At 71.5% G+C, this 15,170-nt stretch carries 14 protein-coding genes; 7 read left to right on the top strand and 7 right to left on the bottom strand.

The genetic code is table 11. The features are described 5' to 3' along the window. From VGW35_07670 to VGW35_07660, 3 genes are all read right to left on the bottom strand, one after another. Positions 1 to 784: hypothetical protein (locus VGW35_07670; protein ID HEV8307532.1), on the bottom strand; the 784-nt coding region annotated here is incomplete at its 3' end. Continuing rightward, positions 784 to 2,451, bottom strand: a complete 1,668-nt coding sequence (locus tag VGW35_07665) for a methylmalonyl-CoA mutase family protein (GenBank protein ID HEV8307531.1) — start codon at positions 2,449 to 2,451, stop codon at positions 784 to 786. The genes VGW35_07665 and VGW35_07670, both read right to left, overlap by 1 nt. A gap of 13 nt (positions 2,452 to 2,464) precedes the next feature. Then, positions 2,465 to 4,015, bottom strand: coding sequence for an acyl-CoA carboxylase subunit beta (locus VGW35_07660; protein ID HEV8307530.1), 1,551 nt, complete (start codon positions 4,013 to 4,015; stop codon positions 2,465 to 2,467). Positions 4,016 to 4,183: 168 nt separating this feature from the next. Here VGW35_07660 and VGW35_07655 point away from each other — a divergent pair, with 168 nt between their 5' ends. From VGW35_07655 to VGW35_07645, 3 genes are all read left to right on the top strand, one after another. Beyond that, positions 4,184 to 4,570 (top strand): DUF948 domain-containing protein, encoded by a 387-nt coding sequence (locus tag VGW35_07655; protein HEV8307529.1) that lies wholly within the window; start codon positions 4,184 to 4,186, stop codon positions 4,568 to 4,570. A 12-nt stretch (positions 4,571 to 4,582) separates the two neighbouring features. Next, complete coding sequence (locus VGW35_07650) at positions 4,583 to 4,954, top strand: YtxH domain-containing protein (GenBank protein HEV8307528.1); 372 nt, start codon at positions 4,583 to 4,585, stop codon at positions 4,952 to 4,954. A 182-nt stretch (positions 4,955 to 5,136) separates the two neighbouring features. Beyond that, positions 5,137 to 5,736 (top strand): DUF4337 domain-containing protein, encoded by a 600-nt coding sequence (locus VGW35_07645; GenBank protein HEV8307527.1) that lies wholly within the window; start codon positions 5,137 to 5,139, stop codon positions 5,734 to 5,736. Positions 5,737 to 5,935: 199 nt separating this feature from the next. Here VGW35_07645 and lpdA read toward each other — a convergent pair whose 3' ends face one another. From lpdA to VGW35_07625, 4 genes are all read right to left on the bottom strand, one after another. Then, positions 5,936 to 7,333 (bottom strand): dihydrolipoyl dehydrogenase, encoded by a 1,398-nt coding sequence (lpdA, locus tag VGW35_07640; protein HEV8307526.1) that lies wholly within the window; start codon positions 7,331 to 7,333, stop codon positions 5,936 to 5,938. A 4-nt stretch (positions 7,334 to 7,337) separates the two neighbouring features. After that, positions 7,338 to 8,804, bottom strand: a complete 1,467-nt coding sequence (locus VGW35_07635; protein ID HEV8307525.1) for a dihydrolipoamide acetyltransferase family protein — start codon at positions 8,802 to 8,804, stop codon at positions 7,338 to 7,340. A gap of 52 nt (positions 8,805 to 8,856) precedes the next feature. Beyond that, positions 8,857 to 9,843, bottom strand: a complete 987-nt coding sequence (locus VGW35_07630) for a pyruvate dehydrogenase complex E1 component subunit beta (protein HEV8307524.1) — start codon at positions 9,841 to 9,843, stop codon at positions 8,857 to 8,859. 152 nt (positions 9,844 to 9,995) lie between these two features. After that, on the bottom strand, positions 9,996 to 10,991 hold the full coding sequence (locus tag VGW35_07625) for a thiamine pyrophosphate-dependent dehydrogenase E1 component subunit alpha (GenBank protein ID HEV8307523.1): 996 nt from the start codon (positions 10,989 to 10,991) through the stop codon (positions 9,996 to 9,998). Between the two features lie 114 nt (positions 10,992 to 11,105). On the opposite strand from VGW35_07625, the gene VGW35_07620 reads away from it, so the two are divergent. The 4 genes from VGW35_07620 to VGW35_07605 all read left to right on the top strand — a co-directional run bounded on the left by VGW35_07620 (position 11,106) and on the right by VGW35_07605 (position 14,852). Further along, positions 11,106 to 12,500 carry an MBL fold metallo-hydrolase gene (locus VGW35_07620; GenBank protein ID HEV8307522.1) on the top strand — a complete coding sequence of 465 codons (1,395 nt, stop codon included), beginning with the start codon at positions 11,106 to 11,108 and terminating at the stop codon, positions 12,498 to 12,500. Positions 12,501 to 13,002: 502 nt separating this feature from the next. After that, positions 13,003 to 13,374 carry a response regulator gene (locus tag VGW35_07615; protein HEV8307521.1) on the top strand — a complete coding sequence of 124 codons (372 nt, stop codon included), beginning with the start codon at positions 13,003 to 13,005 and terminating at the stop codon, positions 13,372 to 13,374. Positions 13,375 to 13,391: 17 nt separating this feature from the next. After that, the gene (locus tag VGW35_07610) at positions 13,392 to 13,811 is read left to right on the top strand and encodes a hypothetical protein (GenBank protein ID HEV8307520.1); all 420 of its coding nucleotides are present in this window, start codon (positions 13,392 to 13,394) and stop codon (positions 13,809 to 13,811) included. An 84-nt stretch (positions 13,812 to 13,895) separates the two neighbouring features. Next, positions 13,896 to 14,852: a D-2-hydroxyacid dehydrogenase gene (locus VGW35_07605; GenBank protein HEV8307519.1), complete on the top strand. Its 957-nt coding sequence runs from the start codon at positions 13,896 to 13,898 to the stop codon at positions 14,850 to 14,852. Positions 14,853 to 15,170: the final 318 nt, after the last annotated feature.

Here is a 15,170-nt window from a genome sequence, read left to right as displayed (position 1 = left end):
CCCAGGCAAAGCGGGGCGGGTAGGCCGCCCGCGCCAGCGGCGTGCGCGAGGCGACCAGCGTCGCCCCGGTGCGACCCGAGATCCAGGCCGTCTCCAGATGGCGCGCGCGGCCCTCCTCCACGACCCGCGAGGTGAGCACGGCCGGCGCCCGGAGCTTCCGCGCGACCTCCAAGGGGGACGGCGGAGCCGCGCTCCCCGCCGGTCCCACCGCCTCGAGCACGCGCTGGGGCTCCACGGCCAGGAACCGGCCCGTTTTCTCGAGCAGGGCCGAGAAGCGGGAGACGAGCAAGAGCGCGGTGTCCTGGGGCGTCTCGCCGGCGACCTGCACGCCGAGCGTGGGAAGCACCGCCACCGGGATGCGCCCGGCCGTGAGCCGGGCGCCGTCGCCGGCGATGGGGGTCCGCCCGCCCTCGGTGACCGCGACCCGCGCCGTCGCCTGGTCCCCCTCGATCGAGGTCACCACGAGCGTGGCGACCTCCTCCTCGGCATGGCCCAGCGGCTGATTGGTGATCGGGTGCCGGAAGAGCGCGCCTTTCCGGTAGGCGACGAGCTCGAGGCCGGGACGGAGAGCCGTCAGGCCCGAGCCGGCCAGGCGCACCTGCGCGCCTTCCACGAGCACGATGCGCGCCTCGACCTTCGGGAACGTGGCCTGGAGCTCCTGGGCGACCCGCTCGAAGGTGGCGCCCAGGTCCTGGAGCAGGTCGGCCCGCGCGCCCATCGCCCCGGCCACCACCAGCCCGAGCGCCGCGATGGCCACGCGGATCGTCGGTCGGCCGCGCGCCATCAGAACGCCACCGAGGGCCGGTGCACGCCGAACACCGCCCGGAGCCGGTCACAGACCTCGCCCAGGGTCGCCTGGGCGTGGACGGCCTCGAGGAGGCGCGGGAGCAGGTTCGCGTGGCCGCGGGCGGCCGCCTCGACGGCGTCGAGCGCGCGAGCGGCGCGGTCCGGGTCCCGCGTCGCCCGGAGGCGGCCGAGCCGCTCCACCTGGGCCGCTTCCCCGGTGGGATCCGGGTGGAAGAGCTGGGCCGGCGGCGGCTCCCCGGTGACGAACTCGTTCACGCCGACCACGATCCGGGCCCCGGTCTCGATCTCCAGCTGGTAGCGATAGGCCGCCTCCTGGATCTCCTGCTGCATGAACGGGATCGCCGTCACGGCTCCACCCATGCCCTCGATCTTCTCCAGGTAGGCGACGGCCGCCTCCTCGATCTCGGTGGTCAGCCGTTCGATGTGGAAGGCGCCGCCCAGGGGATCGACCGAGTCGGCGACCCCCGCCTCGTAGGCGAGGATCTGCTGGGTCCGGAGCGCGATCCGCACCGCGGCCTCGGAAGGCAGGGCCAGGGCTTCGTCCATCGAGTTGGTGTGGAGGGACTGGCAGCCGCCCAGGATCGCGGCCAGCGCCTGGATCGCCACCCGCACGATGTTGTTCTCGGGCTGCTGGGCGGTGAGCATGGAGCCGGCCGTCTGGGCGTGAAAGCGCAGCATCCAGGCGCGCGGGTCCCGCGCGTGGAAGCGCTCCCGCATGATCCGCGCCCAGAGCCGCCGCGCCGCTCGGAACTTGGCGACCTCCTCCAGCAGGTTGTTGTGGGCGTTGAAGAAGAAGGAGAGCTGGGGGGCGAACTCGTCGACCTCGAGTCCGGCCGCCAGCGCCGCCTCGACATAGGCGATGGCGTTGGCAAAGCTGAAGGCCACCTCCTGCACCGCCGTCGACCCCGCCTCCCGCATGTGGTAGCCCGAGATCGAGATGGTGTTCCAGCGGGGGACGTGATCTTTGCAGTAGGCGAAGCAGTCGGTGACGAGGCGGAGCGAGGGGCCCGGCGGGAAGATGTAGGTGCCGCGGGCGATGTACTCCTTGAGGATGTCGTTCTGCACCGTGCCGGAGAGCTTCGTCCCCGGCACTCCCTGACGCTCCCCGACCACGACGTAGAGCGCGAGGAGGATGGGCGCGGTGGCGTTGATCGTCATCGATGTGGAGACCCGGTCGAGCGGGATCCCGTCGAGGAGCGCCGCCATGTCCTCCAGGCTCGAGATCGACACGCCGACCCGCCCGACCTCGCTGCGCGCGGCGGGCGCATCGGCGTCGTGGCCCATCTGGGTCGGAAGGTCGAAGGCGACGGAGAGCCCGGTCTGCCCCTGGTCGAGCAGGTAGCGGAAGCGGCGGTTGCTCTCGGCGGCCGAGCCGAAGCCGGCGTACTGGCGCATGGTCCAGAGCCGCCCGCGGTACATGGTCGGCTGGACGCCCCGGGTGTATGGGTATTCCCCGGGGAAGGCGAGATCGCGGAGGTAGTCGAACGCCGTCAGGTCGGCCGGCGTGCTCAGCCGGGGCACCGGGGTGCCCCAGGAGGTCTCGAAGCGGGCCCGCTCCGGCGCCCGGTCGAGGGCCGGCCGGAGGATCTCCCGCTCCCAGCGCGCCCGGGCCTCCTCGATCGTCCGGGGCTCGTCTGCATCCATCGGTGGGCCCCGCCTACAGGGGCAGGTTCCCGTGCTTTCGCGGGGCGTTCTGGTCCCGCTTGGTGTGCAGCGTCTCGAGGGCGCCGATGAGCCGCCGCCGGGTCTCCCGGGGCTCGATCACGTCGTCCACGTACCCGCGCTCGGCGGCCACGTAGGGATTGGCGAACTTCGCGCGGAACTCCGCCGTGCGCTCCTCCCGGAAGCGGGCCCCCTCGGGCCCGTCGGCCATCTCGCGCTTGTAGAGGATGTTGACCGCTCCCTCCGGCCCCATCACGGCGATCTCCGCGGTCGGGAAGGCGAAGTTCGCGTCGGCCCGGATGTGCTTCGAGGCCATGACGCAGTACGCCCCGCCGTAGGCCTTGCGCGTGATGACCGTGAGCTTGGGGACGGTCGCCTCGGCGAAGGCGTAGAGGAGCTTGGCCCCGTGCTTGATGATCCCGCCGTACTCCTGGGCGGTGCCCGGGAGGAACCCGGGGACGTCCTCGAACGTGATGAGCGGGAGGTTGAAGCAGTCGCAGAACCGGACGAACCGGGCGCCCTTGAGCGAGGCGGCGATGTCGAGGCACCCGGCGAGGTGGGCCGGCTGGTTGGCCACGATCCCGACCGGCCGGCCACCGAGGCGGCCGAAGCCGATGACCAGGTTCGGGGCGTAGTCGGGCTGCACCTCGAAGAAGACGTGGTCGTCGAGGACCGTCTGGATCAGCTCCTTCATGTCGTAGGGCTTCGTCGGGTTGTCCGGCACGAGGGACTGCAGGGCCTCGTCGAGCCGATCGGGAGGATCCAGAGTCGGCCGGACCGGCGGATCCTCGAGGTTGTTCGGCGGCAGGAAGGTGAGGAGCTCCCGGATCGCGGCCAGACACTCTTCCTCGCTCTCGACGGCGAAGTGGGCGACCCCCGACCGCCGGGCGTGGGTGTCGGCGCCGCCGAGCTCCTCGAAGGTGACCTCCTCGTGGGTCACCGCCTTGATGACGTCCGGTCCGGTGACGAACATGTAGGAGGTCCCGCGGACCATGAAGACGAAGTCCGTGATCGCCGGGGAGTACACGGCGCCGCCGGCACACGGCCCCATGATCGCGGAGATCTGCGGCACGACCCCGGACAGCAGTGTGTTCCGGAGGAAGATTTCCGCGTAGCCGGCCAGGGAGACGACGCCTTCCTGGATCCGGGCGCCTCCGGAGTCGTTCAGCCCGATGATCGGCACCCCGACCTTGAGCGCCAGATCCATGATCTTGCAAATCTTCTGCGCGTAGGTCATGGACAAGGAGCCGCCGAAGACGGTGAAGTCCTGGGCGAAGAGGTAGACCGGCCGCCCGTGGATCCGGCCGGAGCCGGTCACGACTCCGTCCCCCAGGAACTTCTGCTCGGACATCCGGAAGTCGGTCGCCTGGTGGACGACGAAGCGATCGAGCTCGTCGAAGGAGCCCTTGTCGAGCAGGAGCTCGACCCGCTCCCGGGCCGTCTTCTTTCCCGCTCGGTGCTGGCGGGCCATGCGCTCCTCGCCCCCACCCAGCTCCGCGGCCTGGCGCAGGCGCTTGAGCTCGGCGAAGCGGTCCTCGAGGCTCACGACCCGACTCGCGGATGAAACATCGGTTTGTCATTATAGAAGGCCGGTCTGGACGCGTCAACGCCAGCGGTCCCGAGCCGCGCGGCATTTGACGACGCCCGGACCCCTCTGTTACGGTAGAGCCGATCCGCGTCGCGCCACCCACTCCGAAAAAAGGGGCTCTGATCCGTGCTCGGCATCGCCGCCTTGATCGCCAGCCTGGCGCTCGTCGCCCTCGTGGTCGCCGCGATCCCCGCGCTCGTCCAGATCATGCGGACCGCCCGCACGACGGCCGAAACCCTGACGGCGGTGGAGCGGGAGATCCGGCCCCTCGCCTCGCAGCTCCAGGCCCTCCTCCAGGAGCACCGGGAGCTGGCCCAGCGGGCCAACCGCGATCTGCGGGAAGCCGAAGGCGTCGTGGTCATGACTCAAGAGCTGCTGGCCCGCCTGGTGAAGCTCACGGGCATTCTCGGAGGCGCGGGGACGGTCGGAAAGGTGTTGGGCGTGGCCCAGGGCCTGCGGAAAGGGGTGGACGTGTTCATCCATCGACTCAGCAAGGGGAAGCCGTCGGGATAGGAGGCGTCGACCATGACGGACGAACGGCAGAGCGATCTCAACTTCCTGGGAGCCTTGGGGCTCTTGACGGTCGGAGCGATCATCGGGGCGGGTGTCGCGCTCCTGCTGGCTCCCAAGACGGGTGAAGAGACGCGCGAGCTCCTCCGCGAGAGGGGGACGGATCTGGCGCGGCTGGCCCAGGAGCGCGGTTCGGAGTTCGCGCGCCGGGCCCAGGAGACGATGGGCGAGGCCCAGGTCAAGGCGCAGGAGTACCTCGGGCGTGGCAAGGAGGTCGTCGAGGAGAAGTCCGCCCAGCTCCGGGCCGCCTTCGAGGCCGGCCGGAGCGCCATGCGCGAGGAGATCTCCAAGCTGCGCGGGAAGGACGAGCCGCTCGAGGGCGTCTAGGTCATCAAAGGGGGGCGTGCCCCCCTTTGAACAACCCCCCAGGAAAGTTGCGCCGGCAAAGCCGGCGCTCGAAGCGGAACACTGACCGTCGGCGGTCGAGCAAACGCGTAGCACCTGGTTAACCCGGCAGGCTCCTGACCTCGGGTCTGCCTCCCTCACAGCACAACCGAAGATCCGAGGACATGGCGGAGATCCCGGAGCCCCTGGAGCACGCGGCGGAGGAGGCCAAGGACAAGGCCTTCACCCGCCGCGTCGCCCTCACGACCGCCGTGTACGCGGTGGTCCTGGCCCTGACCTCCCTCGGCGGCAACAACGCGATGAAGGAGATGCTGCTGGCCCAGCAGCAGGCCTCGGACCAGTGGAACTTCTACCAGGCCAAGGTGATCCGGGAGCACCAGTACCGGGCCCAGGCCCTCCGGATCGAGGCGGACCTCGTCGAGCGCGGCGCCACCATGTCCCCGGCGGCCCGGGCCAAGCTGGAGGAGCTCCGGGCGAAGTTCGCCGAGGAGGAGAAGCGCTACAACGCCGAGAAGAAGGACATCGAGAAGGAGGCCAAGAAGCTCGAGCACGAGCGGGACGAGAACCGGGCCCGCGACCCGAACTTCGACCTGGCCGAGGCCCTACTCCAGATCGGCATCGTCATCGCGTCGGTGTCGATCTTGTCGACCTCGCGCGCGCTCTACGGCGTCTCCGTCGTGTTTGCGCTGGTGGCCACGCTCTTCTGCGTGAACGGATTCACCCTGCTCGTCCATCTTCCCTTCCTGGGCGTCCCCCACCCCTGAGCCCTTTCGGGGGGTCTCGGAAGACCACCCGATGCCCCCCGTCTGGCGGCGGCTTCGCCGCCGCCCGGAGGACGGGGATGTGTTCCGCGCGCTCCCAGCCGGAGCGCTCCGAGCGCGGGCTTCGCCCGCGGGCCCGCCCACCCAGCCCAAAAGGTGGGGGAGGTCTCGGATGGGGCCGCCGAGGCCCCCTCCGAAGAGGCTAGAGATGGATGGCGGCGCCCATGGCGTCCAGCGCCGCCTCCATGACGGCCTCGGACATCGTGGGATGAGCGTGGATCGTGTGGCCCACCTCCTCCACCGTCGCCTCGAGCGTCTTCCCGAGCCCGAACTCCGCGATCAGCTCGGTCGCCTCGGCCCCGAGGATGTGGACGCCCAGGATCTCCCCGGTGTCGGCGGCGGCCACGATCTTGACGAGCCCCTCGGGCTCCCCGAGGGCCTGAGCCTTGCCGTTCGCCTGAAACTGGTACTTCCCGACCCGCACGGCGTCCCCGCGCTCGCGGGCCTGCGCCTCGGTCAGTCCCAGGCTCGCCACCTGCGGATGGCAATAGGTGCAGCTCGGGACGGCCTGGTAGTCGACGGTGTGGCTCGGCTGGCCGGCGATCGTCTCGGCGGCCACGATCCCCTCGGCACTGGCCTTGTGGGCGAGCAGCGGCGGCCCGGCGACGTCCCCGATCGCGTAGATCCCCGGGACCGAGCTCTCCAGGTGCGGGGTCACCTTGACGAACCCGCGCTCCATCGCCACCCCGACCCCCTCGAGACCCGCGCCCCGGGTCTTCGCGCCGCGTCCCACCGCCATCAGCACCTGCTCGGCCTGAAGGCGATCGGCCCGACCCTCGTGCTCGATCTCGACCTCGACGCCGTCGGGACCCGCCTTGACCGTTCGGACCTTGGCGCCGGCGCGGACGTCGATCTTCCGCCGCGTGAAGCTCCGGGCGAGGAGGCGTGAGATCTCCTCGTCCTCGAGGGGCAGGAGCCGCGGCAGCGCCTCGATGATCGTGACCTGGACTCCGTAGGCGGCGAACACGTCCGCGAACTCCACTCCGACGGCGCCGGCGCCGATGACGATCACGGAGGCGGGAAGCCGCTCGAGACGGAGGGCGTCGTCCGAGCTGATGACGCGCCGGCCGTCCAGGCTCACCCCCGGGAGACTCTTGGGCTCGGCGCCCATCGCCAGAACCACCGCGCGGGCTTCGACGGTCCGCGGGGCCCCCTGGGCGGGGTGGACGCGGACGGCCCCGGGCCCGGCGAGCTCGCCCCGGCCCGCGATGAGCGTGATCGTGTTCTTCCGGAAGAGAAACTCGACGCCCTTGGCCATCCGGTCGGCGACCTGCCGGCTCCGGCGATAGGCCACGGCGTAGTCGGCGCGCAGATTGTCGAAGGCGATGCCCCACTCGGCCGCCCGCTGGAAGAGCTGAAGGACCTCGGCGTTTCGGAGGAGCGCCTTGGTCGGGATGCAGCCCCAGTTCAGGCAGATCCCACCCGGGCGGTCGGCCTCGACGACAGCCGTCCGGAGCCCGAGCTGGGCCGCCCGGATCGCGCCCACGTAGCCCCCCGGGCCCGACCCCACGACGACGACGTCGAACTTCTCGCTCGCCATCGCCTTAGACCAGGAGCCCGAGCGGGGCCTCGAGGAGGGCTTGGAGATCCCCCAGGAAGCGGGCGCCCATGGCCCCATCCATCGCGCGGTGATCGCACGACAGCGTCAGGCGCAGGCGCTTGCCGACCGCGAGCTGGCCCTTGACGACCACCGGCTTGTCGACGATCGCGCCCACCGCCAGGATCGCCCCCTCCGGCGGGTTGATGATGGCGGAGAACTCGTCGACGGCGAACATCCCGAGGTTGGAGACGGAGAAGGTGGCGCCGGAGAGCTCCTGGGCCTTGAGCTTCCGGACCCGGGTCCGCTCGGCGAGGTCCCGGGACTCGGCGGCGATCTGGAAGAGGCCCTTCTGATCGCAGTCGCGGAGGACGGGGGTGATGAGCCCGTCCTCGAGCGCGACGGCGATCCCGATGTGCACCGCCCGGTACCGGCGAATCGCCTGGCCCTGGAAGCTCGCGTTGACGCCGGGATGCTTCGTCAGCGTCACCGCACAGGCCCGGACGATGAGGTCGGTGAAGGTGAGCTTGGGGGCGCCGGGAAGCGCCTGGAGCTCCTCCCGCAACGCCACCGCCCGCTCCATCGCGACCTCCGTGGTGAGGTAGAAGTGCGGGACGGGGGCCTTCGACTGGGTCATCTGCCGAGCGATCGCCGCGCGGAGCTGGCTGAGCGCCTGATCCTCGTACTCCGCCGCGGGCCGGGCCTCGGGCCGCGGGGCGGGCCGCACGGCCGGGGCGGCCGGCCGGGCCGCCTCGGCCGGTCGCGAGGCGACGAATGATTCGACGTCGCGCTGGATGATGCGGCCGGCTGGCCCCGTCCCCTTGACCAGGGTGAGATCGATGCCGGACTTCTGCGCGAGCTTCTTCGCCAGCGGCGAGGCCCGGAGCCGCCGACCGGCCACCGGCGTCTCCTCCGCCTCTTCCTCGCGCGCCGCCTCGGCCGCCGGCGGCGTGGCGGCGGCCGTCACCGCGGCGGGGGCCTGCCGGGCGTCGGCCGCCGATACCGACGGCTGCGCCGGCACGGTGGCCGCGGTGGCGGGCTGCCCGCCGGTCGGCGCCGCGGCCCGCACCGGCTCCTCGGCCCGCGTGGACGGGGCCGACGGCGCCGGGGCCGCCGCGGGGGGTTGCCCGCCGGTCGGCGCCGCGGCTCGCGCGGGCTCCTCGGCCCGCTTCGGGGGCGCCGCCGGCGCGGTCGGGGCGCCGGCCGCGCCGAGCACGCCGGAGATGTCGTCGTCGGGCTCGGCGATCACCGCGATGAGGTTGCCGACCGGCACGGTCGCGCCAGGCCCGACCAGCACCTTCCGGAGGACGCCCGAGCCGAAGGCTTCCAGCTCGATGTCGGCCTTGTCCGTCTCGATCTCGGCGACGATGTCGCCGCCGGCGACCCGCTCCCCTTCCTGCTTGAGCCACCGCAGGAGCTTGCCGGTCTCCATCGCCTCCGACAACTTCGGCATCACGACCTTGGTCACCGCCATAGGACGTCGCCCCTCCTCGAAGCTCCGTCGAGGGTCATCGGTTCGCGGCCTCTCAGTCGACGGCGCAGACCTTGCGGAGCGCCTCCACGATCTTTTCCTTCGAGGGCGTCTTGAGCCGCTCGAGGTTCCGGGCGTACGGCATCGGCGCGTTGGCGCCGGTGACCCGCCGGACCGGCGCGTCCAGGTCGTCGAAGGCGCTCTCGGTGATGGAGGCGGCGATCTCGGAGCCCATCCCGGCGAAGCCGGCGCCGGACTCGGCCACCACCGCCCGGTGAGTCTTGCGCACGGACGCCAGGATCGTCTCGGTGTCCATGGGCCGGAGCGTGCGGGGGTCGACGATCTCGACGGAGATGCCGTCGGTCCGCTCCACCTCCTCGGCCGCCTCCAGGACCCGATAGTACATGCCCGAGTAGGCGATCGCCGTCACGTCCCGCCCCTCGCGCTTGACCTCGGCGACGCCGAGCGGAATCAGGAAGTCGGGGTCCTCGGGCACCTCGCCCTTGACGCCGTAGAGGGTCTCGGACTCGATGAAGATCACCGGGTTGTCGTCGCGGATCGCGCTCTTGAGGAGTCCCTTGGCGTCGCGCGGCGTGGTCGGGCGGACGACCTTGAGCCCGGGCACGTGGTAGAAGTAGGTCTCCATCGACTGCGAGTGCTGCGCGGCCAGCTGGTGGGCGGGGCCCCCCGGCCCCCGGACGACCAGCGGGCAGCTGAACTGGCCGCCGGACATGTAGTGGAGCTTGGCGGCGTGGTTCACGATCTGGTCGAGGGCCAGGAGGGCGAAGTTGAACGTCATCATCTCGACGATCGGGCGCAGCCCGACCATGGCCGCCCCGATCCCGACCCCCGTGAAGCCTGACTCGCAGATGGGCGTGTCGATGACGCGCCGCTCGCCGAACTTCTCGAGGAGGCCCTGGCTGACCTTGTAGGCGCCCCCGTAGACCGCGACCTCTTCCCCCATCAGGAACACGCGCTCGTCCCGCTCCATCTCCTCGCGGTGCGCGTGATTGAGCGCGTCCCGGTACGTGATCACCGCCATCTCGAGCCCCCCTCCTCGGCCTCTACCTTCGGCCTCGTGACCTGCCGCCCCAGCTTCCCGGGGGGAGGCAGGCCCGATCCGTTCGCCGAAGGGCGAACGGCCCGGCTTCGCCGGGAGGGCCGTCGGAGGGGGGCGCAGCCCCCCGCCGAGAGTCAGTAGGGCGCGTAGACGTCGGTGAACATCTCCTGGAGGTCGGGATCGGGGGAGCGCTCGGCGAACTCCACGGCCTCCTCGATCTCCTTGGCGACCTCGCGCTGGATCCGGGCGACCTGCTCCGCGGTGAGGATTCCGGCCTTCCCGAGCTCCTTCTCGGCCAGCGCGATCGGGTCGCGCTCGCGCCACTCCAGCTCTTCCTCACGGGCCCGGTAGGCGCGGGTGTCGGGCCGCATGGCCGAGTGGCCGTACCACCGGTACGTCTTGCACTCGAGGAGCGTCGGACCCTGGCCGGCCCGGGCGCGCTCGAGCGCCTCGCGGGTGGCGCCGACGACGGCCCGGAGGTCGTTACCCATGACCTGGAACCCGGGAAAGCCGAAGCCCTGCGCGCGGTCGGCGAGCTGCTTGAGCGCCGTCATCTTCTCGGCGGGCGTCGACAGGGCGTACATGTTGTTCTCGCACACGAAGACGACCGGCAGCTGCCAGATGGCCGCCATGTTCATCGACTCGAACACCACGCCCTGGTTGATGCCGCCGTCGCCGAAGAAGCAGACGACCGCCTGCCCCGTCTTCCCCAGCTTGGCGGCCAGCGCGGCGCCGCCTGCGATCGGGGCGCCACTGCCCACGATGCCGGTACACCCGATGATGTGCTGGTCGAGGTCGGCGATGTGCATCGAGCCGCCTTTCCCCTTGTTGGACCCGGTGCGCTTCGCGTAGAGCTCGGCCATCATCTCGGGTGTCCGCATCCCCTTGGCGATGCAGTGTCCGTGCCCCCGGTGGTTCGACACGATGTAGTCGGTCGGCTGGAGAATGCCGCACACGCCGGCCGCCACCGCCTCCTGTCCCACCGAGGGGTGCGCGGTCCCCTTGATCTTGCCTTCCTTGAGGAGCGGCATGATGCGCTCTTCGAACTGGCGGATCCGCATCATGATCGTGTAGAGCTCGACCCATTTCTCGGCGGGGACACCGTCGAGCGTCTTCGGCGTGGCAGCCATCACTCTGTCTCCTTGCCTGAGGGGCTCCGGGCTCTCGCGTGGTGCAGGTGGCCTGTTATCGCATCCTCTCTACCGGCCCGTCAAGGGCCGGCGTCCGTGGTACCATCGCGCGGCATGATCGCCGCCGTCGACTGTCTGGGCGCCGTGGGCACGGTCACCGGGTCGAAGTTCCTGGTGGAGGCGGCCGGCCGCCGCTTCCTGGTCGACTGCGGGCTCTACCAGGGCCTGAAGGAGCTCCGCCGGCGGAACTGGGAGCCGCTTCCCCTGGATCGGGGGCGGCTCGACTGGGTCGTCCTCACCCACGCCCACATCGACCACACGGGCTACCTGCCGCGACTCTGGAAAGACGGCTTCCGCGGCCCCGTTTACGCCACCCGGGCCACGGCCGACCTGGCGAAGATCCTGCTCCCCGACTCGGGGCACCTCCAGGAGGAGGAGGCCGCCTACCACGTCAAGCGGAGAAGCTCGAAGCACGTGCCGGCCCTTCCCCTCTACACCGCCGAAGAAGGCCTGGCCGCGGCCCTCGCGGTGACCGGAGTCGACTACGACGCGTGGCTCGAGCCGGGGCCCGGGATCCGCATCGCCTTCCGCCGCGCCGGCCACATCCTGGGCTCGGCCATCGTCACGGTGGAGGCCGGCGACGGGTCCGAGCGTCGGCGGCTCGTCTTCTCCGGCGACCTGGGCCGGGTCGGCGCCCCGATCCTTCCCGATCCGACCCCGATCGGCGAGGCCGACTACGTCGTCGTCGAATCCACCTACGGCGACCGGCGCCACGACGCCGACACGATCGCCGCCCAGCTCGAGGCCGCCGTCACGGCGGCCGTGAAGCGCGGCGGCGCGATCGTCGTCCCGGCATTCGCCGTGGGCCGGACCCAGGAGCTTCTCTTCCACCTCAAGGGACTGGCCCAGGCGGGCCGCATTCCACGGCTGCCCACCTACGTCGACAGCCCGATGGCCATCGAGGCGACGGCGATCTACTGGGCGCACCCCGAAGAGTTCGACGACGAGATGCGCCGGTTCGTGTTCGCCGGCGACTCGCCGTTCGAGTATGGAGAGCTCCATCTGGCGCGGACCCCCGAGGCGTCCAGGGCCATCAACGCCCTCAGCGGCCCGATCCTGATCATCGCCGCCAGCGGCATGGCGACCGGGGGCCGCGTGCTCCATCACCTGCGGCAGCGGCTGCCCGACCCGCGGACGACCGTGCTCCTCGTCGGATACCAGGCGGTGGGGACGCGTGGCCGTCTGTTACAGGAAGGCGCCCGGACGCTCCGGATCTTCGGCGAGGAGGTCCCCGTCCGCGCGCATGTCGAGACGGTCCACGGGCTTTCCGCGCACGCGGATGCCGACGGGCTCCTGGCCTGGCTTCGCACCGCGACGCCTCCACCCAAGCGCGTGTTCGTCGTCCACGGAGACCCGGATCCGGCGGCGGCGCTCGCGCGGCGAGTTCGCGCCGAGCTCGGCTGGGAGACTGTGGTCCCCGCGTACCGGGACCGGCTGACTCTCGGGTGAGTGTCTGGCCGGCATGGCCGTTGCACCCTAATCACGCGCGGAGACCTACGCCTTTGACCACCGATCCGGGCGAGGGACGTAAGTATGCCGGCTGACGGCGCAAGCGGGCCGTGAGCGGGTTCGCCGCCGTGCACCTTCGAGGCCTCGGGAGGGGATCTGACCGTTTCCGGAAGAGACGGACCGATACCGGGTTGTACAGTAGAGAGGTGTCCCTACAGGGATGAGCATGGCCGGCCAGGACCCCAGCGCCCTGCGGACGGACCACTCTACTAGCCCCTCGTCGGAGGCGTCGCTCCCCGCGAATGCCCCGGGCCGGGCGGACGCCGGGGTGCGACTGGTGCCTGTCGCCCGGATGGGCGGGCTTGCGCCCAAGGAGGCCACCTCCGGCGGCGCCGGGCCGGCGAGGTCCCGCCCCGGTCAGGACGCTTCGAGGAAGCCGGTCGGCCGGCGACTCCGGTCGGTCCCTCGAGGGAGCGAAGCCCTCCCGCGCCTCGACGGGACCGTGATCCTGGTCGTCGAGGACGATCCCGACGCTCGCGAGCTCACGCGCGTCATGCTCGAGCAGCACGGGGCCTGGGTCGTGGTCGCGGCCGACGGGCTGGAGGCCATCCATCTGCTGACGCGGCTTCGGCCGAACGCGGTAGTGTGCGACCTCCGGATGCCGAGGATGGATGGGTTCGGCTTCGTCCGGCAGCTCCGGGCCGATCCCCACTGGGCGCACCTGCCGGTCGTCGCCCTCACCGCGTACGGCGCCGACGCGGACTACATGCGCACCTTCGAGCAGGGGTTCGACGCCCACCTGATGAAGCCGGTCGACGACGTGACGCTTGCCTCGGCCGTGCTCCGGATACTCCGGGGGCCCCGACCGGGGTAAAGCCAGGGGGAAGCGCGGTGGGAAACCTTTGGGTCCGCGACCTGCACCGCAACCTGAAGATCGTCAGCGGGTCGCTGGAGAGCGCGCTCGACCTTCTGGAGGGCCACCAGGACGGGCGGGACGGCTTGCGGCGGGAGCTGTCGGCCGCACTGGGGCAGGTGCGGCGGGCGACCGACGTCGTGCGGCGGGGCATGGCGGCGAGGCGGGGGAGCGAGCTCGAGTTCTGCTGGCACGACATGCGGACGGCGCTCATGGCCATCCTGGGATGGTCGCAGCTCATGAGCTCGGGGCGCCTGGACGAGGCCGGCTACATCCACGCCGCCGAGGTGATCGCGCGCAACGCCAAGTCCCTGACCGGTATGCTTCCGGGCGAGATCGAGGCGCTTCCCCTGCTCTCGCCCGAGCCACCGCCCAAGAAGAAGGCCACCGCCGGTTAGCTCGGGCCTTGCCGGCCCGCGCCGGCGCCGACGCCGGCGGCGTCGGGTGTCGGGCGGGACGCGCCGGGTGTATCTTGGGGTTCCGTGACCCTGCCCACGCTGCTCCTCTGGCTCGACCAGGCCCCGGTCTACCGTGCGGCGATGGAGCGCGCGGGACTGGCCGACCGGGTGGAGCTCGTGGCCGTCGCCGCCGGCGAGACACCCTCGCCCGATCTCCTCGCCCGCTGTGACGCGCTGCTCGCCTGGCGGGTGCCGAAGGGACTCCTGGCCCGGGCGCCGCGCCTGCGCTGGATCCAGGCGCTGACGGCCGGGGTCGAGGGGTGGCTGGCCCGCCCCGACCTCCCGCCGGCGGTCGCGCTGACCTGCGCGCGCGGCACCCACCGGATCCAGATGCCCGAGAACATCCTCGGCGCGCTCTTTCACCTGACCAAGCCCTACGCGGCCGCCGCCTTCGATCAGCGCGAGCGCCGCTGGACCCGGCGGGTCTCCGAGCCCCTGGCGGGGAAGACCCTCGGCATCCTGGGACTGGGCGCCATCGGCCGCGAGGTGGCGCGGAAGGCCGGTGCCCTCGAGTTGCGCGTCGTCGGCACCAAGCGCGTTCCCGGGGCGGTGCCCCACGTGGAGCTTGTGTACCCGCCGGCGGCGACGGCCGAGGTCCTGGCGGTCGCGGACTTCGTCCTCCTGCTCCTCCCGGTGACGGCGGCGACCCGCGGGTTCATGGACGCCGCTCGCTTCCGGGCGATGCGGCCGACGGCCTACCTCCTCAACTTCGCCCGGGGCGAGCTGGTGGTCGACGCCGACCTGGTCGAGGCCGTCCGCTCCCGCACCATCGCGGGCGCCGTCCTCGACGTCTTCACCACCGAGCCCTTGCCGCCCGAGCACCCCTTCTGGGTCACCGAGGGGATCACGGTGCTGCCCCACATCGGGGGGCTCCATCCGTTTCGCGACGAGCTGGTCGCCGAGCTGTTCGTGGAGAACCTGCGGCGCTTCCTCGCGAGTGAGCCGCTCCGGGAGGTCGTCGACCGCTCGCTCGGCTACTAGGTCATTTCGGGGGGGTCCCGGAAGACCCCCCCGATGCCCCCCATCGTGGCGGCGGCGAAGCCGCCGCTCGGAGCACCGCTCGATGCACCACGGGCTCGGTGGTCGGAGCCGGGCTGCTTTACTCCGACACACGCCCAGGTCAAAGGGGGGCGTGGCCCTTCCTTCTGAACGTCTCTACTAGCGCGGATAATTCATGAGGCTTGCGCGGCGCGGGTGGGTGGCGCGGCGAACGGGTGCCCGCCGCGCCCGGAGCGGCGACTTACACCGCCGAGGGCGTCCCGCGCGCCATGCTCCGGACGGCCGCATTCATCACCACGC

The organism is Candidatus Methylomirabilota bacterium (assembly GCA_036005065.1).
In the GTDB taxonomy this organism is placed as follows: domain Bacteria; phylum Methylomirabilota; class Methylomirabilia; order Rokubacteriales; family DASRDR01; genus DASYQW01.
Note: the sequence above shows the minus strand (reverse complement) of the source record. Positions and strands in the feature narration are given on the sequence as shown.

What these genes read in the sequence shown, in the direction of transcription:
- VGW35_07625 (HEV8307523.1), bottom strand. Translation starts at nt 10,991, where the DNA reads ATGGCTGCCACGCCGAAGACGCTCGACGGTGTCCCCGCCGAGAAATGG.
- VGW35_07620 (HEV8307522.1), top strand. Translation starts at nt 11,106, where the DNA reads ATGATCGCCGCCGTCGACTGTCTGGGCGCCGTGGGCACGGTCACCGGG.
- VGW35_07630 (HEV8307524.1), bottom strand. Translation starts at nt 9,843, where the DNA reads ATGGCGGTGATCACGTACCGGGACGCGCTCAATCACGCGCACCGCGAG.
- VGW35_07635 (HEV8307525.1), bottom strand. Translation starts at nt 8,804, where the DNA reads ATGGCGGTGACCAAGGTCGTGATGCCGAAGTTGTCGGAGGCGATGGAG.
- VGW35_07650 (HEV8307528.1), top strand. Translation starts at nt 4,583, where the DNA reads ATGACGGACGAACGGCAGAGCGATCTCAACTTCCTGGGAGCCTTGGGG.
- lpdA (HEV8307526.1), bottom strand. Translation starts at nt 7,333, where the DNA reads ATGGCGAGCGAGAAGTTCGACGTCGTCGTCGTGGGGTCGGGCCCGGGG.
- VGW35_07665 (HEV8307531.1), bottom strand. Translation starts at nt 2,451, where the DNA reads ATGGATGCAGACGAGCCCCGGACGATCGAGGAGGCCCGGGCGCGCTGG.
- VGW35_07645 (HEV8307527.1), top strand. Translation starts at nt 5,137, where the DNA reads ATGGCGGAGATCCCGGAGCCCCTGGAGCACGCGGCGGAGGAGGCCAAG.